20 protein-coding genes, 1 pseudogene and 1 riboswitch are annotated in these 23,207 nt (G+C 72.8%); of the genes and pseudogenes, 8 read left to right on the top strand and 13 right to left on the bottom strand.

Annotated elements, in window-relative coordinates:
- Nucleotides 1-88: 88 nt before the first annotated feature.
- Both JK363_RS08055 and JK363_RS08050 read left to right on the top strand, forming a co-directional pair.
- Complete coding sequence (locus tag JK363_RS08055) at nucleotides 89-1,747, top strand: PucR family transcriptional regulator (protein ID WP_201873232.1); 1,659 nt, start codon at nucleotides 89-91, stop codon at nucleotides 1,745-1,747.
- A gap of 60 nt (nucleotides 1,748-1,807) precedes the next feature.
- Nucleotides 1,808-2,440, top strand: coding sequence for an HhH-GDP family DNA glycosylase (locus tag JK363_RS08050; RefSeq protein WP_201873230.1), 633 nt, complete (start codon nucleotides 1,808-1,810; stop codon nucleotides 2,438-2,440).
- 33 nt (nucleotides 2,441-2,473) lie between these two features.
- Here JK363_RS08050 and JK363_RS08045 read toward each other — a convergent pair whose 3' ends face one another.
- Nucleotides 2,474-3,889: a C39 family peptidase gene (locus tag JK363_RS08045; protein WP_201873216.1), complete on the bottom strand. Its 1,416-nt coding sequence runs from the start codon at nucleotides 3,887-3,889 to the stop codon at nucleotides 2,474-2,476.
- Nucleotides 3,890-4,091: 202 nt separating this feature from the next.
- Between JK363_RS08045 and JK363_RS08040 the strand changes: the two genes are divergently transcribed.
- Together JK363_RS08040 and JK363_RS08035 are read left to right on the top strand one after the other, a co-directional pair.
- Complete coding sequence (locus JK363_RS08040) at nucleotides 4,092-4,739, top strand: uridine kinase family protein (protein ID WP_201873214.1); 648 nt, start codon at nucleotides 4,092-4,094, stop codon at nucleotides 4,737-4,739.
- 410 nt (nucleotides 4,740-5,149) lie between these two features.
- A complete protein-coding gene (locus JK363_RS08035) occupies nucleotides 5,150-7,051 on the top strand; it encodes an AAA family ATPase (RefSeq protein ID WP_201873211.1) in 1,902 nt (633 codons plus the stop codon).
- A gap of 190 nt (nucleotides 7,052-7,241) precedes the next feature.
- Here the strand turns inward: JK363_RS08035 and JK363_RS08030 are convergent, their stop codons facing one another.
- The 10 genes and pseudogenes from JK363_RS08030 to JK363_RS07985 all read right to left on the bottom strand — a co-directional run.
- The gene (locus tag JK363_RS08030; RefSeq protein ID WP_201873208.1) at nucleotides 7,242-8,387 is read right to left on the bottom strand and encodes a hemolysin family protein; all 1,146 of its coding nucleotides are present in this window, start codon (nucleotides 8,385-8,387) and stop codon (nucleotides 7,242-7,244) included.
- On the bottom strand, nucleotides 8,384-9,790 hold the full coding sequence (locus tag JK363_RS08025; RefSeq protein ID WP_201873205.1) for a hemolysin family protein: 1,407 nt from the start codon (nucleotides 9,788-9,790) through the stop codon (nucleotides 8,384-8,386). The genes JK363_RS08030 and JK363_RS08025 overlap by 4 nt, the downstream gene beginning before the upstream one ends.
- Before the next feature lie 244 nt (nucleotides 9,791-10,034).
- Nucleotides 10,035-10,490 (bottom strand): PH domain-containing protein, encoded by a 456-nt coding sequence (locus tag JK363_RS08020; RefSeq protein WP_201873202.1) that lies wholly within the window; start codon nucleotides 10,488-10,490, stop codon nucleotides 10,035-10,037.
- Nucleotides 10,491-10,544: 54 nt separating this feature from the next.
- Nucleotides 10,545-11,393, bottom strand: a complete 849-nt coding sequence (gene hisG / locus JK363_RS08015) for an ATP phosphoribosyltransferase (RefSeq protein ID WP_201873199.1) — start codon at nucleotides 11,391-11,393, stop codon at nucleotides 10,545-10,547.
- A 91-nt stretch (nucleotides 11,394-11,484) separates the two neighbouring features.
- Nucleotides 11,485-11,757 (bottom strand): phosphoribosyl-ATP diphosphatase, encoded by a 273-nt coding sequence (locus JK363_RS08010; protein ID WP_201873196.1) that lies wholly within the window; start codon nucleotides 11,755-11,757, stop codon nucleotides 11,485-11,487.
- A gap of 36 nt (nucleotides 11,758-11,793) precedes the next feature.
- Nucleotides 11,794-12,279, bottom strand: coding sequence for a 6,7-dimethyl-8-ribityllumazine synthase (gene ribH / locus JK363_RS08005; protein ID WP_201873193.1), 486 nt, complete (start codon nucleotides 12,277-12,279; stop codon nucleotides 11,794-11,796).
- Nucleotides 12,280-12,385: 106 nt separating this feature from the next.
- The gene (locus tag JK363_RS08000; protein ID WP_201873719.1) at nucleotides 12,386-13,735 is read right to left on the bottom strand and encodes a bifunctional 3,4-dihydroxy-2-butanone-4-phosphate synthase/GTP cyclohydrolase II; all 1,350 of its coding nucleotides are present in this window, start codon (nucleotides 13,733-13,735) and stop codon (nucleotides 12,386-12,388) included.
- Nucleotides 13,736-13,815: 80 nt separating this feature from the next.
- Entirely contained in the window at nucleotides 13,816-14,475 is a 660-nt protein-coding gene (locus JK363_RS07995; RefSeq protein WP_201873190.1) for a riboflavin synthase, read from the bottom strand.
- Nucleotide 14,476: 1 nt separating this feature from the next.
- The gene (gene ribD, locus JK363_RS07990; RefSeq protein ID WP_201873187.1) at nucleotides 14,477-15,577 is read right to left on the bottom strand and encodes a bifunctional diaminohydroxyphosphoribosylaminopyrimidine deaminase/5-amino-6-(5-phosphoribosylamino)uracil reductase RibD; all 1,101 of its coding nucleotides are present in this window, start codon (nucleotides 15,575-15,577) and stop codon (nucleotides 14,477-14,479) included.
- Nucleotides 15,578-15,729: 152 nt separating this feature from the next.
- Nucleotides 15,730-15,860, bottom strand: a riboswitch (FMN riboswitch).
- 153 nt (nucleotides 15,861-16,013) lie between these two features.
- A pseudogene (locus JK363_RS07985) lies at nucleotides 16,014-16,795 on the bottom strand (ROK family protein); the annotation flags it as partial.
- Between the two features lie 130 nt (nucleotides 16,796-16,925).
- Between JK363_RS07985 and JK363_RS07980 the strand changes: the two are divergent.
- From JK363_RS07980 to JK363_RS07970, 3 genes are all read left to right on the top strand, one after another.
- Complete coding sequence (locus tag JK363_RS07980; RefSeq protein WP_201873184.1) at nucleotides 16,926-18,164, top strand: MFS transporter; 1,239 nt, start codon at nucleotides 16,926-16,928, stop codon at nucleotides 18,162-18,164.
- An 85-nt stretch (nucleotides 18,165-18,249) separates the two neighbouring features.
- Nucleotides 18,250-18,957 carry an ArsR/SmtB family transcription factor gene (locus JK363_RS07975; RefSeq protein ID WP_201873180.1) on the top strand — a complete coding sequence of 236 codons (708 nt, stop codon included), beginning with the start codon at nucleotides 18,250-18,252 and terminating at the stop codon, nucleotides 18,955-18,957.
- Between the two features lie 58 nt (nucleotides 18,958-19,015).
- Entirely contained in the window at nucleotides 19,016-19,891 is an 876-nt protein-coding gene (locus tag JK363_RS07970; RefSeq protein WP_201873178.1) for an isocitrate lyase/PEP mutase family protein, read from the top strand.
- Nucleotides 19,892-19,911: 20 nt separating this feature from the next.
- Here JK363_RS07970 and JK363_RS07965 read toward each other — a convergent pair whose 3' ends face one another.
- Nucleotides 19,912-20,562, bottom strand: coding sequence for an MmyB family transcriptional regulator (locus JK363_RS07965; protein WP_201873175.1), 651 nt, complete (start codon nucleotides 20,560-20,562; stop codon nucleotides 19,912-19,914).
- Between the two features lie 152 nt (nucleotides 20,563-20,714).
- Between JK363_RS07965 and JK363_RS07960 the strand changes: the two genes are divergently transcribed.
- Nucleotides 20,715-21,413: a DUF5995 family protein gene (locus JK363_RS07960; RefSeq protein WP_201873172.1), complete on the top strand. Its 699-nt coding sequence runs from the start codon at nucleotides 20,715-20,717 to the stop codon at nucleotides 21,411-21,413.
- Between the two features lie 37 nt (nucleotides 21,414-21,450).
- Here the strand turns inward: JK363_RS07960 and JK363_RS07955 are convergent, their stop codons facing one another.
- Entirely contained in the window at nucleotides 21,451-23,157 is a 1,707-nt protein-coding gene (locus tag JK363_RS07955; protein ID WP_201873169.1) for a flavin monoamine oxidase family protein, read from the bottom strand.
- Between the last annotated feature and the right edge of the window lie 50 nt (nucleotides 23,158-23,207).

Raw genomic sequence — 23,207 nt, 5'->3', positions numbered from 1 at the left:
GAGAGTGCACCGCGGGAGTCACCCTGCGGATACAGAGGAATCGCCAATATATGGGATGGTTCCTCAGGAAATGGGTACTCCGCCCGCTATGGCTCCCTCAGGCGTCATACACGATCTGTTGTCGCGCTGTCTGACGATGTTCGACAGCCGGGATGAGGCCGAGATACTCCACCGGGCGATGGCGCAGGTCAGCGCGGTCGGGCCGGGCCGTGCCGAGGCGGGCTATCTGCTGCTCGGCGATGCCCTGGTCCGCTGTCCGCACGACGGGCCGCGGGCCACCGCCGCCCTCGACGCCCAGGTGCGGGAGCTGGCGGGACGGGACGGACCGGTGCGGTTCCCCCGGCGCGCCTGGGGCTGGGCGTTCGGACTGCGTGAGCCGGGCGGGCTGCGTGGTGCGCTGGTGGTCAGCTCACGCGACCGGCCCGGTGACGACGAACGGTTTCTGCTCGCGGTGCTGGTGCGGCAGACGGCCGCGGCGCTGTCCATCGCCGCCGCACACCGCCGGGAGCGGGCCCATGCCGCGGAGGCGCGCCGGGCCCGGGACGAACGGGAGGCGATCCGGCGGCGGCTCCACTCCTCCCTGTCCGACCTGGGGCATCTGCGCACCGTCCACGACACCCTGGCCCGCGCGGTCGCCCGGGGCGACGGTGAGGAGGGCATCGTCCGGGCGCTGCACCGGGTCACCGGTCTGCCCGCGGTGATCGAGGACCGGTTCGGCAATCTCCGGGCCTGGGCGGGCCCGGGACGCCCGGATCCGTATCCCAAGCCCGACCCGGTCCACCGCGAGGAGCTGCTGCGTGACGCCGCCCGGCGGCCGCGTCCGGTGCGGGCCAGGGACCGGCTGGTGGCGGTGGCCGCCCCGCGCGGTGAGGTACTGGGCGTCCTGTCGCTGGTCGACCCCGGGGGCAGAGCGGGCGAGCGGACGGTACGGGCCCTGGACCACGCCGCGGCATCGCTCGCCCTGGAGCTGGCGCACCTGCGCGAACTGGCCGAGGTGGAGCTGCGGCTGCGGCATGAACTGGTCGACGATCTGCTCGCGGGCACGGATGTCCACGGCGCCCATGCTCGTGCCGAGGCGGTGGGCCACGATCTGCACGGTCCGCACCATGTGATCGCGGTGCGCTGGTCCGGCCGGACGGCGGACGACGCGCTCCTGGAGGCGTTGGGCCGGGCGGCCGCGAGCCTGGGTCTGCCGGTGCTGTCCACCCGGCGCGACGGTACGGCGGTGCTGGTGGCCCGGGGCGCGCCGGGCGAGCGATCGCTGTACCGGGCGCTGAGCCGGGAGGTCGGCAGCGAGGCCGGGGCGATCGGTGTGGGCGGGCGCTGCGAGGGCCCGCACGAGGTGCCGCGCTCCTACCAGGAGGCGCTGCGGGCACTGGAGGTGCGCAGCCGTTCGCACCCCGCGCACGGGATGACGTTCTTCGACGACCTGGGGTTGTACCGGATCCTGCCGCCCGGCGGTGACCACCGGGAGGTGGACCGCTTCGTCCGGGAGTGGCTGGGTCCGCTGCTGGACTACGACGCCCGGCACCACAGCGCCCTGGTGGAGACGCTGTCCCGGTACTTCGACTGCGGGGGCCACTACAGCGAGGCCGCTGCGGCTCTGGTCATCCACCGCTCCACCCTGCGCTACCGGCTGCGGCGCATCCGCGAGATCACCGGGATGGATCTCACGGATGCGGAGAGCAGGCTCAACCTCCAGGTGGCCACCCGGATATGGAAGATCACCCGAACCGGTCCCGAGTGAGGGGAACGCCGCGGGGTACCCGTGACGCTCGCCCGGCAGACACAAGGAGAGGGGTCCGCTGTGAGCGAGAAGAACGCGAGCGTGGTGCGCAGTCTGCTCGACCGGCAGGGCACCACCTTCGCCGCCGACGCCGGGATCAAGCTCCGTAATACCCCCCAACCGCTCTACCAGCTGCTGGTCCTCTCCCATCTGCTGTCCGCGCGGATCAGATCCGATATCGCCGTCGCCTCCGCGCGAGCCCTGTTCCAGGCGGGGATGCGCACCCCGCGGCGGATGGCGGAGGCCGACTGGCAACAGCGGGTCGACGCGCTGGGCGAGGGAGGGTACCGGCGCTACGACGAACGGACCGCCACCCAGCTCGGGGAGGCGGCGGAGCTGGTGAACCGGGACTACCGGGGGGATCTGCGCCGGATGCGCGAGGCCGGGGACCCCGGGGAGCTGCTCCAGGAGATCACCGGCATCGGCCCGTCCGGGGTGCACATCTTCCTGCGCGAGGCACAGGGCGTCTGGCCCGAGTTCGCCCCGTACTTCGACCGCAAGGCACAGCAGGGCGCCGAGCGCCTCGGGCTGCCCACGAGCCCCGAGTCGTTGGGACGGCTGGTGAACGAGGCGGACCTCCCCCGGCTGGCCGCGGCTCTGGTGCGGGTCGCGCTCCACGCGGACGCCGCGCGGGAGGTGCGCGCCGCCGCCTGACGGCCGCCGCGGCCCGCCGGGAGGGGCCGGCGCTCAGCCGATGCCGAGCTCCTTGAGCACCGTGCGCTGAGCGGCGGTGGGCTGGGCGGGGAAGTAGAGGTAGCACACTCCTCCCGAACCGCCCTTGACTTGGCCGTTCGCGTCATAGCGCTTGGTCCGGAGCCAGATGTTCTCCCACTGGCGCCGCTGGTAGATGTGGCGGACGGCGTCGTTGCCGGGCGAGGCCGGGTCGTTGGCGATGACATCGCCGTCGGCGGTGAAGCCGACGACGGTCATCAGATGGCCCGCGGTGCCGTATCCCGCCCCGTCCAGCTCGGTCTTGAGGAAGGACTGCGAGGTGATCAGCGGAATGCCGACACTGATCAGCTTCTCGGCGTCGGTGAGCGAGCCGAGCCGGGTGACCACACCCTGGAGGTCGCGGTAGGTGGCGGCGTAGGCGGCGTTGAAGGGCCAGTTGCCGCAGCCGTCGTACTGGTAGTCGAAGGTGGCGCGGGCGGCGTGGCAGACCTGGGGGTCGGCGTAGTCGGGGTTGACCCAGGCCAGATCGTCGGCGGTGGGCTTGCGGCCCCAGTACTCGATGATCATCTGCGAGGAGGTGGGGCTGCACCACGCCTCGCCGCCGTTGTCGTACTCGGGGTACTGGCCCTTGTGGATCTCCTGCGAATAGCGCGGGACGGTCAGCTCACGGCCTTTGCCCAGGCTGGGCTCGGAGGCGGGCACCTCGAAGCGGTCGGGTACGTCCGAGCCCATCGCGCCGACCCGCCACACCGTGGGGGTGAGCGTGGTGCCGGGCCTGCGGTGGAGGGTGAGCCGGATCCGGTAGGAGACCAGCCGCAGCCCGCTCGCCGGGGCGTCGACGGAGAGGGTGTCGGTCCACACCGAGCTCTTGTTGTCGCTCTGGTCGTCCACCGAGGTGCGCCGGATGGAGGTGGTGCCGTCGTCGGAGGCCCAGCGGCCCATCACATACCAGGGTGTGCTGGTGGCGTCGGAGTAGGTGCCCTTCAGCTCGACCTGGATCCAGGTGCCGGCCGGGGTGCGGGCGTTCCAGGAGACGATGGCCTCGGTCGCGGGGACCGAGAGCTTGCGCACCGGGGAGGTCCAGGTCGCGTACTCCCAGGTGGCCTTGGTGCCGGTGTGCGGATCGGTGTAGTCCGTGCTGCCCGCGGGGGTGGCGATCACGATGCCGGGGCGGGCGCCGGCCTGGGCGCGGACGCCCTTGGCGGTCCCGGCCTTCCAGTCGGCGCTGCTGCTCCAGCCGTAGTACTCCGCGACCGCCGCGGCCTTGCGGCCCTTCGGCTCGCCGGCCGCGGCCGCCTCCGCCCGCGGCGCCCCGGCCGGGCGGGTCGCGCCGGCGGCGGAGGCCGCGGCGGTGGAGACGGCGGCCGCGCCCGCGACACCGAGCGCGGCGGCGAGCACGGAACGGCGGGGTGTGGATCCGGATCTGCTCATACGAGGGTTCCCCCAGTCGTCGTCCAGTCGTCCGATCGTCCAAGTCGTGCAGTCGTCCAAGGGGGCGGTGGGTGTGTGACGGTCGCCCAACTATGGCCGCTGCGGGTGGTCTCGGACCAGTGATTCCCACCCGCTCCGCTTATCAATATTGGTGTGGACCAGTGGAGTGAACGGAGGGGCGGGAGCCGTAGGCTGGGCGGCGATGTACTCACCCGAACCGACCGCCCCGGACGGCGCTCCCGGCACTCTCGACGCGCTCGCGCGGCGGCTGCGCGCCCTGCCGCCCTCCTGCGGCGCGGTCCGCGTCGTCGCCGTGGACGGTCACGCCGGTTCGGGGAAGACCACCCTCGCGGGGCGGCTGGCGGCGGCGCTCGGCGGCGCCCCGGTGCTGCACACCGACGACCTCGCCACCCATGACGAGCTGTTCGGCTGGGCGGGGCGGCTGCGCCGGGATGTCCTGGGGCCCCTCGCCCGTGGCACCGCCGCCCGGTACGCCCCGTACGACTGGGTGGAGCGCCGCTTCGCGGCGCAGCGGCGGCGGCTGGACCCCGCTCCGGTCGTCCTGCTGGAGGGGGTGGGCAGCGGCCGTCGCGCCGTACGCCCGTATCTGGCCCATCTGTTGTGGATGGATCTGCCCGACCATCTCGCCTGGCGGCGGGGCGAGCTCCGCGATGGACCGGAACTGTCCGCATTCTGGGACGGCTGGCGACACGCCGAACGTCTGCACTTCGCCGCCGACCCCTCGCGTCCGCATGCCGACACGCTGGTGGGCCAGGGAAAGCAGGGGTACACGTTGCTGCCGGGACCGGCGGCGGTCGACCGAAACGGTCCCCCGTCTCACACAGCGTGAGCTAGCGTGGCCGACCAGTCCGCACCCCGGTGCCCGAGGTGCGACGCGTGCCCCAACTCGGCTTGACCTGGGGGCCATACAGGTCTTACGTTCTCAATGTGCGACTCGTACGAGTCGCCCCACAACGCGAAGCCCCCGGTTGTTCCCCCGTGATCGGGGGCTTCGTCCTGTCCGGAGCCGATTTTCCGATGCGTTGCGCAGCGTACGCATCACCCTCGGTTACCATGGGCTCCCCGGCGGACAGCGCAGCTCGCGCCCCCTATACGCCTCCCGCGCACACCCGCTGCGCATTGTGCGATTGCGACGAACAACAGTGCGGCACCCTCGGCCGGTGCCGCCTGCGCAGGTACGATGCCCAAGAGGCAGTCGCCCCTGCGGCATCCACGGGGGCAGGGGTTGTGGGGGACGTGATGGATTTCGGCACGCAAGGATCGCACGCCCCGGCCGACCTTGCCTGGCTGCGGGCCGTCGACGCCTACACGATGGGCGCCTACGCACAGGCCGAGGAGGAGTTCCGGGCCGCCGTGCGGCACGACCCCGGTATGGCCGACGCCTGGCTCGGTCTGCACGCCCTGCGCGCCGACACCGCCACCGCGCTGCTGCGGATGTACCGCCATCGCGACCGCTTCGGCGAGCAGCGCGCCCGGCACCGCCGCACCCTCAACTCCTGGTACTGGCTGGGCTGGTGGGTCCAGCCAGTGCTGGAGACCAGCCGCGATCTGCTGCTCGCCCACGCCTCCCACTGGCTCGACGGCCGCCATGTCCCCGAGCTGGACCGGGCGCTGGCCGGATGCCCGCCGGTGGAGGCGGACCCCCAGGCCCGTTTTCTGCACGCCTGCCGCGCGTATCTGGTCAAGGACTGGGAGCAGTTGGTGCGGCACACCGAGCCACTGCTGGACGATCCGCTCCTCGGTATCGAGGCGGGGCTCTTCGGCGGGATGGCACGGGTCCGGCTGGAGATGTTCAGCCAGGCCGAACCGCTGCTCGCCGCCGCCCTGATGCGCTGCCGCAGCGAACAGCCCCAGCGCAAGGAGCTGCGCTACTGGCTCGCCCGCGCCCACGAGGGCACCGGGCGCAGTGCCGCCGCGCTCCCCCTGTACCGCGCGGTGCACCGGATCGACCCCACCTTCATGGACACCTCGGCGCGGCTGGCGGCGATAGCCCAGTCCGACGGACTCGACGAGCCGGCGGACCTGGCGGCCGTCTCGCTGGCCGGTGTCGGCGGCCAGGACGCGGGCGATGTCCGCGACAGCACGGCCGCCGACCCCGACCCGCTGCCCGCCACCGACCCGGGCGACGGCCGTGAGCTGCGGCCGGGCGGTGAGGCCGGTCCCGGTGGCGCGGCCCTGCTCGGCTCCGCCGTGGTGGGCTCCGGCGGCACCCGTGAGCGGTCCGGGGCGCCCGCCCAGCCCGGCCCCTCCGATCCGGTGCTGCTGGAGAGCGCGTTGCAGGAGCTGGAGCGCATGGTCGGCCTGGAGCCGGTCAAGCGACAGGTGCGGGCGCTGTCCGCACAGCTCCATATGGCGCGGCTGCGCGCCGGTCAGGGCCTGCCGGTCCAGCCCCCCAAGCGGCACTTCGTCTTCTCCGGCCCCTCGGGCACCGGCAAGACGACCGTGGCCCGTATCCTCGGCCGGGTCTTCTACGCGCTCGGGCTGCTGGCCGGGGACCATCTGGTGGAGGCCGGGCGCGCCGATCTGGTCGGCGAGTACCTGGGCCAGACGGCGGTGAAGGCCAATGACCTGATCGACTCGGCGCTGGGCGGAGTGCTCTTCGTGGACGAGGCGTACAGCCTGTCCAACTCCGGCTACAGCAAGGGCGACGCGTACGGCGACGAGGCGCTCCAGGTGCTGCTCAAGCGCGCCGAGGACAACCGCGACCGGCTGGTGGTGATCCTGGCGGGCTATCCCGAAGGCATGGACCGGCTGCTGGCCGCCAACCCCGGCCTCGGCTCACGCTTCACCACCCGGGTGGACTTCCCCAGCTACCGCCCGCTCGAACTGACCCGCATCGGCGAGGTGCTGGCCGCCGAGAACGGCGATGTGTGGGACGAGGAGGCCGTGGAGGAACTGCGCAGCATCAGCGGCCATGTGGTGGACCAGGGCTGGATCGACGAGCTGGGCAACGGCCGCTTTCTGCGCACTCTGTACGAGAAGAGCTGTGCCTACCGGGATCTGCGACTGTCCGGGTGGACGGGCACCCCGACCCGTGACGATCTGGCCACGCTGCGGCTGCCGGATCTGATGCAGGCGTACGGGGAGGTCCTGTCGGGCCGCGGTCCGATGTACCGCGACCCGCAGGACCCGCTGTCCTGACCACCCCCGTACGGCCCCCTGCCCCCTGGAGCGGCGACCCCCGCCGCGGCGGACCGGCTGGGGCGCGGGGCTGTGTCGATGTGCGGCTCCGCCGCGGCTGTGTCGATGTGCGGCTTCCGCCGCGTGGGCGACCAGCCACGACGCAGCCGCAGCCGAACGACGGCACGTCGCGGCACTTCCCGCGGAGCGCCTAGCGTGCCACCATCGCGGGCTGCTCCGCCGGTTCCGTTCCGTTCGGCTGCGCGGGCTCCCGCCCGCCCGGCTCCGCCACGGCACCGCGCGGCTCGGCCACCCGGCGGCGCTTCCCGGCCCGGTGGGCGGGGTCCCTGACCTCGCCGACCAGGATCTCCAGGACGTCCTCCAGGGCCACCAGGCCCAGCACCTTCCCCGAGGCGTCGGCGACCGCCGCCAGATGCGAGGCGGCACGGCGCATCACGGTGAGCGCGTCGTCCAGCGGCAGCTCCGCGCGCAGGGTCTCGATCGGCCGCCATACGGCTTGCGGTACGGCGCGCTCCGGGTACTCCAGATCCAGGACGTCCTTCACATGCAGATAGCCCATGAAGGCGCCGCCGGGGCCGCGCACCGGGAAGCGTGAGTAGCCGGTCCGTACGGTCAGTTCCTCGATCTGCCGCGGGGTGACCGAGGGGTCGACGGTGACCAGGCCCGCCGGGTCGAGCAGCACATCGGTGACCGGGCGGCTGCCCAGCTCCAGGGCGTCGGCGAGCCGCTCGTGCTCACCGGGCTCCAGCAGTCCGGCCTGCCGGGAGTCCTCCACCAGATGGGTCAGCTGCTCGCTGGTGAAGACCGCCTCGACCTCGTCCTTGGGCTCGACGCGGAACAGCCGCAGCACCACCCGGGCACTGGCCCCGAGCGCCGCGGTGACCGGGCGGCACAGCCGGGCGAAGCCGACCAGTCCGGGGCCGAGCCACAGTGCGGTCTTCTCCGGCGCCGCCATGGCCAGGTTCTTCGGCACCATCTCGCCGATGACCAGGTGCAGGAAGACCACGACGGCGAGCGCGATGGCGTAGCCGACGGGGTGGACCAACCCGGCGGGGAGATGGACGGCGTGGAAGACCGGCTCCAGCAGATGGGCCACGGTCGGCTCGGCGACCGCACCGAGGGTCAGCGAGCAGACGGTGATGCCGAACTGGGCGGCCGCCATCATCTGCGGCAGGTTCTCCAGACCGGTGAGCACCGTACGGGCGCGGCCGGAGCCCTCGGCCGCGCGCGGCTCGATCTGGCTGCGGCGCACCGAGACGAGGGCGAACTCGGCGCCCACGAAGAAGCCGTTGGCGAGCACCAGCAGGGCGGCGAAGAGCAGTTGGACGAGACTCATCGCTCGGTTCCCTTCCCGACGGCCGCACCGGCGGCCGTACTGGCAGCCGGGCAGGTGGCGGTGGACGCCTGCCCCACCGGCGTACCCGTCTTGGCGCGGACGATGCGTACCAGCTCCGCCCGGTGGTGGCCGACCTGCCGGACGGCCAGTTTCCAGCCGGGCAGCTCGGCGGTGTCGCCGGGTGCGGGGATCCGCGCCAGCAGGTCGGCGACGAGTCCGGCGACGGTGTCGTACGGCCCGTCGGGTGCCTCGAGGCCGATCCGGCGCAGGGTGTCGACGCGGCAGCCGCCGTCGACATCCCAGGCGTGGCGACCATCCTCGGTGACAATCTGGGTCAGATCAGGCATTTCGGCGGCTTCGTCGTCGTGTTCGTCGCGGACCTCGCCGACCAGTTCCTCGACGATGTCCTCCAGGGTGACCACGCCCGCCGTGCCGCCGTACTCGTCGACGACCACGGCTATCGGCTGCTCGCTGCGGAGCTGCTCCAGCAGCGGCTGGACCGGCAGGGTCTCGGGGACGAGCACCGGGGGCTGGGCGATCCGGCCGACGGGGGTGCGCAGCCGGTCGGGCGCGGAGACCGCGAGGGCGTCCTTGAGGTGCACCATCCCGATGACCTCGTCCAGGCGGTCGCGGTAGACCGGGAAGCGGGAGAGCCCGGTGGCCCGGGTGAGGTTGAGGACGTCCTCGGCAGTGGCCGTGGACTGGAGGGCGCTGACCCTCACCCGCGGGGTCATCACATGCTGGGCGGTGAGGTCGCCCAGGGAGAGGGTCCGTACGAACAGATCGGCGGTGTCCTGCTCGATGGCACCCGCGCGTGCCGAGTGGCGGGCGAGCGAGACCAGCTCGCCGGGGGTACGGGCGGAGGCCAGCTCCTCGGTGGGCTCCACGCCCAGCATCCGCACCAGCCGGTTGGCGACCGTGTTGAGCAGGGCGATGACCGGCCGGAAGAAGCGGGCGAAGGCGTACTGCGGGCCCGCGACGAACCGGGCGACCTGGAGGGGCCGGGAGACGGCCCAGTTCTTGGGCACCAGTTCGCCGATGACCATCTGCACGGCGGACGCCACCAGCATGCCGATCACCACGGCGACGCCGGACACGGCTCCGTGCGGCAGTCCGGTGGCCTCCAGCGGCCTGGTCAGCAGATGGCCGAGCGCGGGCTCGGCGAGCATGCCGACCACCAGCGAGGTGATGGTGATGCCCAACTGGGTGCCGGAGAGCTGGAAGGACAGTTCGCGCAGCGCCTCGACCACGGTGCGGGCGCGTCGGTCGCCCTCGTCGGCGGCGCGCTCGGCGTCCGGCCGCTCGACGGTGACAAGGCCGAATTCCGCCGCTACGAAGAAGCCGTTGGCGAGGATGAGAACAAGTGCCGCGGAGAGCAGCAGAAGGGACAGGGTGGTGCTCATGCCGCCGCCTTGGGGCCGGCGGCGGCGCAGGTACTACAGGACGATCCGTCCATCTGCGGAGGGAGTCACTCCTCGGGTCGCAGGGGAGCCCGCCGGCCGCGCGGGGGCACGCGAACAGAAGAAGGCGGGGCGGGGCACCGTTCGGCCCCGGCAACAGGGTAATCAAGGATGGGGCGTCACGGGCAGGCCCCTCGGGCCGATGGAGTGCCGCCCGGCCTCCGCGGACCGGCCGCGAAGGCCCGGTTCATGCCGATTCACCGCCCGTGCCGTGCTTCTCGGCCAGGGCCCGCAGCGCCCGCGCGTCGTTGATGGCCCGCTCCTTGGCGATGCCCGGCTGGATGCCCATGGCGGGCAGGCTGGTGCCGTCGGCGAGGTCCAGGAAGACCCAGGGATCACCGGGCCGCAGATTGACCCGGAGCACCTCGGCCCACTCCAGGCGGCGCTTGGTGGTGAGGTTCACCACGGTCACCCCGTCCGCGTCGGCCACCACCTTGGGGCGGCTCAGCAGCACCAGCACCCCGAAGAAGATCAGGCCGGTGATGATGAAGCTGGCCTTCTCCCCCGGGCTCAGGCGATCCAGGAGCAGCCCGACCGCGGTGAGCACGATGACAACGGCGGTGCCGACGGTCATCAGGACCGCCCGGGTCCTGGTCGGCCGGAAGGTGACGGGCAGGGCGGGCAGCGGCGCGGCGGCGGACACGTGGTCGGTCTCTCGTGGGAGGCGGGTGGGCGGGATGGCCGTGGTGGCCGTGGGTCAGAGCCGGCAGGCGTGGATCCCGGTGGTCAGGATCGCCCGGGCCCCCAGGTCGTACAGCTCGTCCATGATCCGCTGGGCGTCCTTGGACGGGACCATGGAACGGACCGCGACCCAGCCTTCGTGGTGCAGCGGGGAGACGGTGGGCGACTCCAGGCCGGGGGTGAGCGCCACGGCGCGCTCGACGTGCTCGACGCGGATGTCGTAGTCCATCATCACGTAGCGCCGGGCCACCAGGACGCCCTGCATCCGGCGGAGGAACTGCTGCACCTTGGGGTCGTCGGTGGGGGCGCCGGTGCGGCGGATCACCACGGCCTCGGAGTGCAGGATCGGCTCGCCGATGATCTCCAGTCCGGCGTTGCGCAGGGTGGTGCCGGTCTCCACGACATCCGCGATGATCTCGGCGACCCCGAGCTGGATGGCGGTCTCGACGGCCCCGTCGAGGTGGACCACATCGGCGTCCACCCCGTGGTCGGCCAGGTGCTTGGTGACCAGTCCGGCGAAGGAGGTGGCCACGGTCTTCCCGCCGAACTCGCTGACGTCCTTGGCGGTGCCGGGGAGGGTGGCGTATCGGAAGGTGGACCCGGCGAAGCCGAGCTGCATGATCTCCTCGGCCTTCGAGCCGGAGTCCAGCAGCAGATCGCGGCCGGTGATGCCGATGTCCAGCCGGCCGGAGCCGACGTAGACGGCGATGTCGCGGGGGCGCAGGAAGAAGAACTCCACGTCGTTGTCGGAGTCGACGAGGACGAGCTCCTTGCGGTCCTTGCGCTGCCGGTAGCCCGCCTCATGGAGCATCGCCGACGCAGGCTCGGACAGTGAACCCTTGTTGGGGACGGCGATGCGCAGCATGAGCGTTCTTTCCTTCGGTTGCGATTCGGTTGCGAGGGGGTGGCGTGGGGCTCGGTGAGCCGGCAGACGCGGCGGGTCGGCGACCGACGGCTCAGAGATGAGCGTAGACGTCGTCGAGGGAGAGGCCCTTGGCGACCATCATCACCTGAAGGTGGTAGAGGAGCTGTGAGATCTCCTCGGCGGTCGCCGCGTCGCTCTCGTACTCGGCGGCCATCCACACCTCGGCGGCCTCCTCCACCACCTTCTTGCCGATGGCGTGCACACCGGACTGGAGCAGCTCGGCGGTGCGGGAGGTGGCGGGATCGGCCGTGGCGGCCTTCTGCTGGAGCTCGGCGAAGAGCTCCTCGAACGTCTTGTTGGCCATGATGCCCGTCATCCTACTGGTGCGGGCCGACCCGGCTCAGCGCCAGGGTTCGGCGACCGAGCGCAGGGTGGTGGCGGTGGCGACGGCGGCGGTGACCGCCTCGTGGCCCTTGTCCTCGCTGGATCCGGCGATCCCGGCCCGGTCGAGTGCCTGCTCCTCGGTGTCACAGGTCAGCACGCCGAAGCCGATGGGAACCCCGGTGTCCACGCTGACCTGGGTGAGGCCCTGGGTGACGCCCTGGCACACATAGTCGAAGTGGGGGGTGCCACCGCGGATGACCACGCCGAGGGCCACGACCGCGTCGTAGCCGCGGCCCGCCAGGACCTTGGCGACCACCGGCAGCTCGAAGCTGCCGGGCACCCGCAGCACGGTGGGCTCGGAGATGCCGAGCTCGCCGAGGGCGCGCAGCGCGCCGTCGACCAGCCCGTCCATCACCTGCTCGTGCCACTGGGCGGCGATGACGGCCACGCGCAGGTCGCCGCAGTTCTTCACGGACAGTTCGGGGGCGCCCTTACCGCTCACGTCTCTCCTTGGTGCGTCTGTGCCCTCGTACGGGTTCCGTACGGGTCGTTCGGATCGTTCTGGTGGTTGGTCGTTCGGATGTACTCGGTGCCGGTGACCGGCGCGGCTACTGGTTGCCGCAGGCGGACACGGGTTCGGCCTGGTCGCCGTCCAGCCAGGGCAGCTCATGCCCCATCCGGTCCCGCTTGGTGCGCAGGTACCGCAGATTGTGCTCCCCGGCCTGGACCGGCATCGGCTCCCGGCCGAGGACCCGCAGTCCGTGGCGGACCAGGGCCGTGGTCTTCTCGGGGTTGTTGGTCATCAGCCGCAGCGAGCCCACACCGAGGTCGGTGAGGATGTCCGCGCCCGCGGCGTAGTCCCGGGCGTCGGCGGGCAGCCCCAGCTCCAGATTGGCGTCCAGGGTGTCCCGGCCCAGCTCCTGGAGCTGGTACGCGCGCAGCTTGGACAGCAACCCGATACCGCGCCCCTCGTGGCCGCGCAGATAGAGCACCACCCCGCGGCCCTCGGCGGCGACCCGCTCCAGAGAGGCGTGCAGCTGGGGGCCGCAGTCGCAGCGCAGCGAGTGGAACACATCGCCGGTGAGGCATTCGGAGTGGACGCGCACCAGCACGTCCTCGCCGTCGCCGATCTCGCCGTGGACGAGCGCGATGTGCTCGACGCCGTCGGCGGTGGAGCGGTAGCCGTACGCCTGGAAGTCCCCGAAGGCGGTGGGCAGCCGGGTCTGGGCCTCGCGCCGCACGATGGGCTCCAGCGCCTTGCGGTGGGCGATCAGGTCCTCGATGGAGATGATCGCCAGATCGTGCTTACGGGCGAAGGCGACCAGGTCCGGCAGGCGCAGCATGGCGCCGTCCTCGCCCGCGATCTCGACGATCGCGGCGGCCGGGCGCAGCCCCGCGAGCCGGGCCAGATCGACCCCGGCCTCGGTGTGGCCGTCCCGGGCGAGCACTCCGCCGTGGCGGGCGCGCAGCGGGAAGATATGGCCGGGGCGCGCGAAGTCACCGGGGGCGCTGTGCGGATCGGCCAGCAGCCGCAGGGTGGTGGCCCGGTCGGCGGCGGAGATACCGGTGCTGACACCGTGCTCGGCGGTGGCGTCGACCGAGACGGTGAAGGCGGTGCGCATGGACTCGGAGTTCTGCTCCACCATCTGGGGCAGCTCCAGCCGGTCGAGGTCGGAGCCTTCCAGCGTGGCGCAGATCAGCCCGCGGCACTCGGACATCATGAACGCGACGATCTCGGGGGTGACCTTCTCGGCGGCGACGATGAGATCGCCCTCGTTCTCCCGGTCCTCGTCGTCCACGACCACGACGGGGCGGCCCGCGGCGATCTCGGCGATGGCCCGTTCGACGGAGTCCAGCGCCAGTTCGTCGGGCCACTCCCCGCCCGTGAGCAGGGGTGCGGGGGTCGTCGGCTGCGGCTCGGCGGTCTGCGACGCGGTCTCCGCGTATGCCTCGCTCATGACACTCCTTCCAAGGACGGGCGCGCTCGCGGCCTCGCGGTGGATCTGTCCGGGGACGGTGCCCAGACGGTCGCGGGCGGTCATGAGACGGCCTCCCCATGGGTGGTTCCGGAAGCGGGGGTCGCGGCGGGGCCGTGGGCGCGGTCCCCGAGCATCCGCTCGACGTACTTGGCGACCACGTCCACCTCGAGGTTGACCGGGTCCCCGGTCTGCTTGACGCCGAGGGTGGTGAGGGCGAGCGTGGTCGGGATCAGGCTCACGGTGAAGTAGTCGGGGCCCGCGTCCACGACGGTCAGGCTGATGCCGTCGACGGTGATGGAGCCCTTCTCCACGACATAGCGGCTGAGGTCGGCGGGGAGCGAGATCTTGACGATCTCCCAGTGCTCGGAGGGCTTGCGCTCGACGATGGTGCCGGTGCCGTCGACATGGCCCTGGACGAGATGGCCGCCGAGCCGCCCGCCGAGCGCCATCGGGCGCTCCAGGTTGACGCGGGAGCCCACGGCGAGCGCGCCGAGGCTGGAGCGGTTCAGGGTCTCGGCCATCACATCGGCGCTGAACTCGCCACCCGCGGGGCCCTCTTCGCGGTCCACGACGGTGAGACAGACACCGTTGACCGCGATGGAGTCGCCATGCTTCGCACCGTCGGTGACGACGGGGCCGCGCACCTGGAAGCGGGAGGCGTCGCCCAGGTTCTCGATGGCGACGATCTCACCCAGTTCTTCGACAATTCCGGTGAACACTTCAGTTCTCCTCGGCGAGGGTGGCTGCGGGAACAGCGGTGACGCGCAGATCGGGCCCGAGCCGGGTGACATCGGCCGCCTCGAGGCGCAACGCCTGCGCGATGGTGGTGATTCCGGCGTCGGCGAGGGCCGCGGGGCCCGCGCCGAGCAGAACGGGGGCCAGATAGCCGACGACCTTGTCGACGGCTCCGGCGGCGAGGAACGCCCCGGCGAGCGTGGGCCCGCCCTCCAGCAGTACGGAGCGCACCCCGCGGTGGTGCAACGCGGTCAGCAGCGCGCCGATGTCGAGCCCCTCGGCGTCGGCGGAGCGGGGCAGCCGTACGGTCTCCACGCCCGGCAGATGGCCGGTGTCGGCGTCCTCGGCGACGGCGATCAGCGTGGGCGCCGCGTCGTCCAGGACCCGGGCGCCGGGGGTGATGGTCGCGCGGGTGTCGACGACGACGCGCAGCGGCTGGGTCGCCCCGTCCCGGTCGCGGACGGCCAGATGGGGGTCGTCGGCGCGCAGCGTGCCGGAGCCGACGACCACGGCGTCCGCCTCGGCGCGCAGCCGGTGCACATCGGCGCGGGAGGCGGCGGAGGTGATCCAGCGGCTGGTGCCGTCGGCCGCGGCGCTGCGCCCGTCGAGGGTGGCGGCGTACTTCCACAGCACGAAGGGGCGGCCGCGCCGCATCGAGGTCAGCCAGGCTTCGTTGACCGCTTCGGCCTCGTCGGTCAGCGGTCCGGCCGCGACATCGATCCCGGCGGCCGCGAGCGTGGCGGCGCCGCCCCGGGCCTCGGCGGTGGGGTCGGCGACTGCGTAGCGGACGCGGGCCACCCCGGCGTCGATGAGCGCCTGCGCACAGGGTCCGGTGCGGCCGGTGTGGTTGCAGGGTTCGAGGGTGACCAGCGCGGTCCCGCCACGGGCCCGTTCACCCGCGGCGCGCAGCGCGTGGACCTCGGCGTGCGGGCCACCGGCCCGCTGGTGCCAGCCCTCACCGACGGTGCGGCCGTGGGCGTCGAGGATGACGCAGCCGACGACGGGGTTGGGGCTGGTGTGGCCGAGACCGTGGGCTGCGAGCGCGACGGCATGGCGCATCGCTTCGGCTTCGGCTGCGGTGGCCACCGGGTCCTCCTGCCTCTTCGGGCACGGACTCCGGGGCTGTCGGAAACGACACGAACGAACGACGGCGCCGCCGACACGCCGGGATCGGCAGACGGGCCCGCACGAGAAGAGCGCGGACCGCCGATGGCGGCGCACCGGTGATGTCGCATTCGCCGCGCACTGCCTCCCATCCGGACTTTCACCGTCGGTCCAGGAATTTCACCTGGTCAACCGGCCGCTGGCGGCGGACGGGTCGCGGACTGTAACCGCCGGTTCGGATTTTCACCGACCCCGGAGTGCGCTGACGTCACTGGTACGGGCCCAGTGTGCCATGACGATCAGCGGACTTGGAGACCCACCCCCTGTGGCTTCCCTCACCCACGGAGCGGGAATCAGGCCCGGGGGCCTGCGGGACTGGGGCCCCGCATGGGTCGGCCGGACTGGACCAGCCCGCGCCGAACGGGTCGTTCTGGGCCGCGTCCGTGGCCGTGAGGACCGCGCCGCGGAGGACCGCGCCCCCGCCGACGGCTCCGGGGCGGATCTCGGTGCGCGGCGGGGACATCCGGGTGATGTGCGCCGCGACGCGGTGGGCGAGGGCCGTACCCCCGGCACGGCCGACTCGCCGCCGAGGACCACACAGCCCGGGTCGAGCACCGCGCTCACCGCGGCGGCGCCCACTGCGACGCGGGCCGCCGGAGCGTCCAGGAAGGGCGCCGCCCGCTCCCCCGCCGCGACGGCCGCCCGCAGCACCGCCTCCGCGGCCCCCGCGTCGTCCGTACGGTCCGCGTCGTCCGTACCGTGCGCCGGAGCCGCGTCCAGACCGTGGTCACGGGCGAGTTCACAAATGGCGCGGCTGCCCGCGAGGGCGTGGAAGCCGCCGTCGCAGCCGGTCGCCGAGGGCAGCCCCGCGGTCCCCGGCACCGGCACCGGCAGGAAGCCGATCTCGCCGGTGCCGCCCGAGGCGCCGCGGCGCAGCACCCCGTCCAGCACCACGGCCGCGCCCACCCCGTGGCCGAGCCACAGCAGGACGAAGGTGTCCCGGTCGCGCACCACGCCGAGCCGCTGTTCCGCGACCGCGGCGAGGTTGACCTCGTTCTCCAGCAGCACCGGCGCCGTCAGCCCGGCGTGCAGCGCGGCGGCCAGTTCGCGGTGCCAGGAGGGCAGCCCGGCAGGGGAGTTGAGCTCACCGGTGGCGGGGTCCACCAGACCGGGCGCGCCGAGCCCGATGTGGTGCAGACGCCGACGCCGAACGCCGGCCGGCGCCGGCCGGAGAAATCGCCTATCCATCAGGCAGGCTCCCTGATAGCTTCCCACCGGCATCAGACGGGGACGGGCCGTGCTGCCGTGCGTCGGGGAGGGAGCGACCGCGATGAGCAGTGGTACGGAATCCGGGGCGCTCCGGATGATCCCGGTACGGCGGGCGCGGATGGCCGTCGCGGCGGTGTTCACGGTCCACGGCGCGGTCACCGGGAACTTCGCCACCCGCATCCCCTGGGTCCAGGAGCGGTTGGACATCAGCGCGGGCCAACTCGGCCTGGCCCTCGCCTTCCCCGCGATCGGAGCCTCCTTCGCGATGCCGCTCGCGGGGCGGATCAGCCACCGCTTCGGCGCCCGCGCGGCACTGCGCGGACTGCTGGCCCTGTGGTGCCTGTGGCTCGCGGTCCCCCCGCTCGTCCCCGGCCTGGTCTGGCTGTGCGGCGCGCTGTTCGTGTTCGGCGCGACCGCCGGGATGTCCGACGTCGCCATGAACGCCCTCGGCGTGGAGATCGAGACCCGGCTGGGCCGCCCCATCATGTCCGGGCTGCACGGGATGTGGAGCGCGGGCGCGCTCATCGGCTCGGCGGCGGGCACGGTCGCGGCCCACGCCGAGGCGGACGCCCGGCTGCATCTGGCCATCGCGGCCGGGGCCCTGACGGTGCTGGGCGCGATCGCCTGTCACTGGGTCCTGGATCTGCGCAGCGCGGCCGAGGAGCATCCGCCGCCGCGTTTCGCGCTTCCGCCGCGCTCCGCGCTGATCATCGGCGCGGTGGGGTTCTGCGCGGTGTTCGCCGAGGGGGCGAGCCTCGACTGGTCGGCGGTCTATCTGCGGGACGTCATGGACTCCTCCCCCGCGGTCGCCGCCGCCTGCACCACGGTCTTCTCCTGCACCATGGCCGCGGCCCGGCTGGCGGGCGACGCGGTCGTGGGCCGGTTCGGCGCGGTACGGACGGTACGGGCGGGCGGGGCGCTCGCCACGCTCGGCGGCCTCGGGGTGGTCACGGCGCCGAACGCGGCCCTCGCCATCGCGGGCTTCGGCCTCATCGGGCTGGGCATCGCGGTCGTGGTGCCGCTGGCGTTCGCCGCCGCGGGCCGCAGCGGCCCGGCCCCCAGCCAGGCCATCGCGGGCGTGGCCACGATCACCTACACCTCGGGGCTGATCGCCCCCGCGGCGATGGGCTCGATCGCGGACATGACCTCGCTGACGGTGTCGTTCTGCCTGGTCACGGTGGGCGCACTGGGCCTGGTCGCAGGCGCGGGCGTCCTCCACGGCGCGGCCCACGAAACCACCCACGCACCGGGCGCCGCGCCCCACGACCGCAACGCCGCACAGCGCACCACCTCCGGCTGACCCGGCGCGCGCCGGGGCGCCCGCTCACCCCCGATCCCCCGACCCTTCGGGGACCGCCGAAGGGTCGCGGGCGCACCATGGAGGCATGACGCAGTCCCCGCACAGCGGTCCGCAACTCGCGCGGCTGGCCGCGCTGCTCGCCGACGAGACGCGCGCCGCCATATGTCTGGCGCTGCTCGACGGGCGGGCGTGGACCGCTGGGGAGCTGGCGCGGTATGCCGGGGTGGCCGCCTCGACCGCCACCGAGCATCTGAACAAGCTGATCGACGGCGGTCTGCTGGCCCAGGAGCGCCAGGGCCGCCATCGCTATGTGCGGCTGGCCGGTCCGCAGGTGGCGCAGCTGATCGAGGATCTGTCCGCATATGCCGCGCCACCGGCCCCGCCGCGTACGCTGCGTGCCTCCAGCGCGAGCGCCGCGCTGGCGCGGGCGCGGACCTGCTACGACCATCTGGCCGGGCGGCTGGGCACCACGATCACCGACGCGATGCTGGAGCGCGGGCTGCTCCAGGGGTCGACGGGGTTCGCGTTGACCGACAGCGGTATGGACTGGTTCCGGGAGTTGGGCATCGATCTGCCGGATGCCGCCTCGCGCGGGCGGCGGCCGATGGCCCGCAGCTGTCTCGACTGGACCGAGCGACGGCCGCATCTGGCCGGGGTGGCCGGGGCCGCGCTGTGCCGGCACGCGCTGGACACCGGCTGGTGCGTACGTATCGGCAGCGGACGCGCGCTGCGCGTCAGCCCCGACGGCGAACGGGCCCTGCGCGACCTGCTCGGCGTCACCGCCGTGGCCTGAACCCGCCCCCGCAACGGTTCGGCGGGAACCGAAGCGATACGGACCTACCGTCGGAACCATGAGCGATCACCAGAACCCCGCACCGGCACCGCGGGCCGACGGTCCCACCGGCCACGCCGCCTTTCACCGGCTCCATCACACCGAACGCCCGCTGCTGCTCCCCAACGCCTGGGACCACGCCTCCGCCGCCGCCCTCGTCCGCCGCGGCTTCCCCGCCATCGGCACCACCAGCCTGGGGGTCGCCGTCGCGGCCGGGCTGCCGGACGCGGCGGGCGCCACCCGCGCGGAGACGCTCACCCTCGCACGCGGGCTGGCCCGCCTTCCCGCACTGGTGAGCGTGGACATCGAGGGCGGGTTCAGCGAGCGGCCCGAGGAAATCGCCGCGCTCGCGGCCGAGCTGGACGCGGCCGGGGTCGTCGGGGTGAACATCGAGGACGGACGCCCCGACGGCACCCTCGCCCCGCTCGCGCACCAGTGCGCGGTGATCGCGGCGATCAAGGAGCGAGTCCCCCGGCTGTTCGTCAACGCGCGCACCGACACCCACTGGCTCGCCGCCATCGGCGCCGCGGACGCGCCCCGGCTGTCGATGACCGCCGAGCGCCTCGCGGCGTATGTCGAGGCGGGCGCCGATGGTGTCTTCATCCCCGCGCTCACCGACGAGCACCACATCGCCGCACTCGCGGACGACCTCGGCGACACCCCGCTCAACGTCCTCTTCTCCCCCGGCCATCACACCTATGAGCGCCTGGCCGAACTGGGCGTACGGCGGATCAGCTGCGGTTCGCTGCTCTTCCGTGCCGCGCTGCACAGCGCCGTCGGCCTGGCCTGGTCCATCGCCCACCCCGAGGCCCGCCCGGACAACTCCCCCACCGCGCTTCCCAGCTATGCGGAGGCAGAGTCGCTCTCCGACTTCTTCGCAGAAGCGCGCACCTGACAAGCGGCACAGCCGGGACCTCATTCGCTCGGGGCGAGGTCCTGGAGGCCCACGACCCGGAGCAGTTCCAGCCGTTCGGCGGAGTCACTGCCGGGGCGGGCGGTGTACACGATCAGCCGCTGGCCGTGGTCCGCGCTCAGCAGCACCTCACACTCCAGCTCCAGTTCCCCCACCGCCGGATGCCGGAACCGCCGCACCGGGGAACGCCCTTCGGCACGCTCCTCGCGTTCGCCCGGCGGCCTCGCCGTCAGGTCACCGAGCAGGGCCGCCGCCATGGTGTTCCGGGCCAGCACCTCGCCCCCGTCGGTGACCACCTGCGCCGGGGTGTCGTGCAGCCGGTCCAGGACGCGCAGCAGCCCGGGGCGGATATGCCCGGCGGTGGCCGGATCGTGCGGTGGCTCCTCCCCCGCCAGCCGGAAGAGATGGTCACGCTCGGCGTCGGTGAGCCGGAGCGCACGGGCCAGCGCGGTGAGCATCCGGCGGGAGGGGCGCGGGACGCGGGCCTGTTCCAGCCGGGTGTAGTAGTCCGGCGACATCCCGGTGAGCCGAGCCACCTCCTCCCGGCGCAGTCCGGGCGTACGGCGCCGCGGGCCGGGGGTCAGCCCCACGTCGGCGGGGGCGAGCCGGGCACGGCGGCAGCGCAGGAAGTCCGCGAGTTCCGATCGGTGCACGCCTCCATCGTCACCGCGCCCGGGACACGTATCCAGGTTGTGCCGGTCCCATGATGGGAGGCCGGGTGCGTTGTTGACGGGCGTTGGGCCGATACGGGGAAGCGACGGCGCTCGGCCGGACGGCACGGGGCCGGGCTGCCACGCTTGCGTCCATGACGATGCCGACCGGTGCGCCGCCCGCACCGCCGCGGAGTGTGAGGAGCGTCGTGGCGCGGATGCGCGCGCTCGGCGCGGCGCTGCCGCCCGGGGACGGGGTGGCGGTCTTCAACCAGGTGTATCTGTCGGTCACCGAGGAGGTCGGCCGGGGGCTCGCGGCGGGGTACTTCCAGGACCCGGCCGCCACCGAGGAGCTGGATGCGCGCTTCGCCGGGCGCTATCTGGCGGCCGTGGACGCGGTGGCGGCGGGGCGCCGGCCGCCCGCCTGCTGGCGGCCGCTGTTCGAGCTGCGGTGCCACCCGGAGGTGCGTCCGGTGCAGTTCGCGCTGGCCGGGATCAACGCCCATATCGGCCATGACCTGGCGCTCGCGCTGGTGGACACCTGCCGGGCCCGGGACGTGGAACCGGCCGCCCTGGAGGGCGACTTCGACCGGGTCGGCATCCTGCTCACCGGTCTTGAGGAGCGGATCCGGGAGGAGCTGATGCCCGGCCCCGATCTGCTCGACGTGGCCGATCCGCTGACGCATCTGGTGGGTTCATGGAGCCTGGACCGGGCGCGGGACGCCGCGTGGGCGGCGTTCCGCGCCCTGTGGGGGCTGCGCCGACTCCCCGAGCTGGCCGAGGAGTTCACCGAGCGGATCGACGCGGGCGTGGGCCTGGTCGGGCGCTTTCTGCTCACTCCCCTGCCGTCCTGATCGACGCGCGATGCGGACGGCCGGAGCCCGGCCCGGCTCAGTCCTCCGGCAGTTCCACCGGCGCGATCTCGTCGTAACGGTCGCCCGGCCCCGGGTTCGTGGGGTCGGTGGCGCCGCCGAACTGGTGCATGACGCCCCACACCGCGTTGAGCGCGGTCTGTACGGCGCCCTCGGCCCACCCGGCGGTCCAGGAGATGTCGTCGCCCGCGAGGAAGATGCCGCGCTGGTCCGCGGGCAGCCGGTCCTGCATGAAGTGGGTGAACAGCCGCCGCTGGTAGCGGTAGTGGCCGGGCAGGTTGGCCTTGAACGCGCCCATGAAGTAGGGCTCGTTCTCCCAGGAGACGGTGACCGGGCTGCCGATGATGTGCTTGCGGATGTCCACCTTCGGATAAATCTCCGCAAGCGACTTGAGCATGACCTCCATCCGCTCGTTCGCCGACAGCGGCAGCCACTTGAGGCTGTCGTCGCACCAGGTGTACGAGAGGCAGATGACGGCCGGGCGGTCCGGGCCGTCGTCCAGCAGATAGGTGCCGCGGGTCATCCGGTCGGTGAGCGTCATGCTCATGGTGTCGCGCCCGGTGGTCTCGTCCTTGTCCAGCCAGAACGGGCGGTCGACGGGGACGAAGAGCTTGCTGGACTCCATGTAGTGGGTGCGCTCGATCGCCGTCCAGTGGTCGATCGGGAAGAGCGAGTCATCGCAGTCGATCTTGGAGAGCAGCATCCAGGACTGCGCGGTGAAGACGACCGACCGGTACGAGCGGATGTCCCCGTCCGCGTCGGTGACCACGATGCGGTCGCCCGCGGCGCGGTGCAGCCGGGTCACGGCCGGGCGCGGATCGCCGTCGTGCAGGGACGACAGCGAGGTGCCGTGCGGCCAGTGGACGATCTTCTCGGGCTCGCGCTCCCACAGCCGCAGCGGAAGCTGCTGGCTGCCGCCGACGATGCCGCGGTGGTGGTCGTCGGCCTCGGTGTAGACGACGCGCAGGATCTCCAGGATGGAGTTGGGGAAGTCGGTGTCCCAGCCGCCGGTGCCGAAGCCGACCTGGCCGAAGATCTCCCGGTGCCGGAAGGAGGTGAAGGCCGAGGAGTCGCAGAGGAAGCCGTAGAACGTCTGGTTGTCCAGCTTCTCCACCAGCCGCGACCAGATCTCGCGGATGCGCGGCACATCCCGCTCGCGGATGGCGCGGTTCATGTCGGAGAAGTCCGCGCCCTCCTCCAGACAGGCGTTCCAGGCGTCCATGACCTCGCGGTAGACCTGCGGGAGGTCGTCGATGGTGCGGGCGTAGTGGGACTCGCCCTTGAGGTCGACAACGGTGGAGGGGGTCTCGGGCGCCAGCGGGTTGGGGAACGGCCGGGTCGTGAGCCCCACCAGGTCGATGTAGTGCTGGAGCGCGGTGGAGGACGGCGGGAAGCGCATCGCGCCCATCTCGGCGGTCAGCGACTCGTCGCAGCCCTCGAAGCCGACGGTGCGCAGCCGTCCGCCGATCCGGCCGGCCTCGTAGACGACGGGCTTCAGGCCCATCTTCATCAGCTCGTACGCGGTGATGATGCCGGACAGACCGCCGCCGACGACCGCGACCTCGGCGCCGTGCTCGGTGGCCGGGATCTGGCCCAGGCCCGCCGGGTGGGCCAGGAAGTCGTCGTAGGCGTAGGGGAAGTCCGGCCCGAACATGGTGATGGGCGGGAGGGCGTCGGCCTGCTGCGGCTCGTGCTCGCCGGGCACGGCGGTGGGCATGGACGTCATCGGTACGGACTCCTTGCGGTCGTGCGGGGGTGTGCGCGTGGGGGGAAGGG

The organism is Streptomyces coffeae (assembly GCF_016741875.1).
Classification (GTDB): domain Bacteria; phylum Actinomycetota; class Actinomycetes; order Streptomycetales; family Streptomycetaceae; genus Streptomyces; species Streptomyces coffeae.
This window is presented reverse-complemented; position numbering and strand designations above follow the sequence as displayed.

Coding starts and splice junctions, on each gene's coding strand:
- JK363_RS08055 (WP_201873232.1), top strand. CDS start 89: ATGGCTCCCTCAGGCGTCATACACGATCTGTTGTCGCGCTGTCTGACG.
- JK363_RS08045 (WP_201873216.1), bottom strand. CDS start 3,889: ATGAGCAGATCCGGATCCACACCCCGCCGTTCCGTGCTCGCCGCCGCG.
- JK363_RS08040 (WP_201873214.1), top strand. CDS start 4,092: ATGTACTCACCCGAACCGACCGCCCCGGACGGCGCTCCCGGCACTCTC.
- JK363_RS08035 (WP_201873211.1), top strand. CDS start 5,150: ATGGATTTCGGCACGCAAGGATCGCACGCCCCGGCCGACCTTGCCTGG.
- JK363_RS08030 (WP_201873208.1), bottom strand. CDS start 8,387: ATGAGTCTCGTCCAACTGCTCTTCGCCGCCCTGCTGGTGCTCGCCAAC.
- JK363_RS08025 (WP_201873205.1), bottom strand. CDS start 9,790: ATGAGCACCACCCTGTCCCTTCTGCTGCTCTCCGCGGCACTTGTTCTC.
- hisG (WP_201873199.1), bottom strand. CDS start 11,393: ATGCTGCGCATCGCCGTCCCCAACAAGGGTTCACTGTCCGAGCCTGCG.
- JK363_RS08010 (WP_201873196.1), bottom strand. CDS start 11,757: ATGGCCAACAAGACGTTCGAGGAGCTCTTCGCCGAGCTCCAGCAGAAG.
- JK363_RS08000 (WP_201873719.1), bottom strand. CDS start 13,735: ATGAGCGAGGCATACGCGGAGACCGCGTCGCAGACCGCCGAGCCGCAG.
- JK363_RS07980 (WP_201873184.1), top strand. CDS start 16,926: ATGAGCAGTGGTACGGAATCCGGGGCGCTCCGGATGATCCCGGTACGG.
- JK363_RS07975 (WP_201873180.1), top strand. CDS start 18,250: ATGACGCAGTCCCCGCACAGCGGTCCGCAACTCGCGCGGCTGGCCGCG.
- JK363_RS07970 (WP_201873178.1), top strand. CDS start 19,016: ATGAGCGATCACCAGAACCCCGCACCGGCACCGCGGGCCGACGGTCCC.
- JK363_RS07960 (WP_201873172.1), top strand. CDS start 20,715: ATGACGATGCCGACCGGTGCGCCGCCCGCACCGCCGCGGAGTGTGAGG.
- JK363_RS07955 (WP_201873169.1), bottom strand. CDS start 23,157: ATGACGTCCATGCCCACCGCCGTGCCCGGCGAGCACGAGCCGCAGCAG.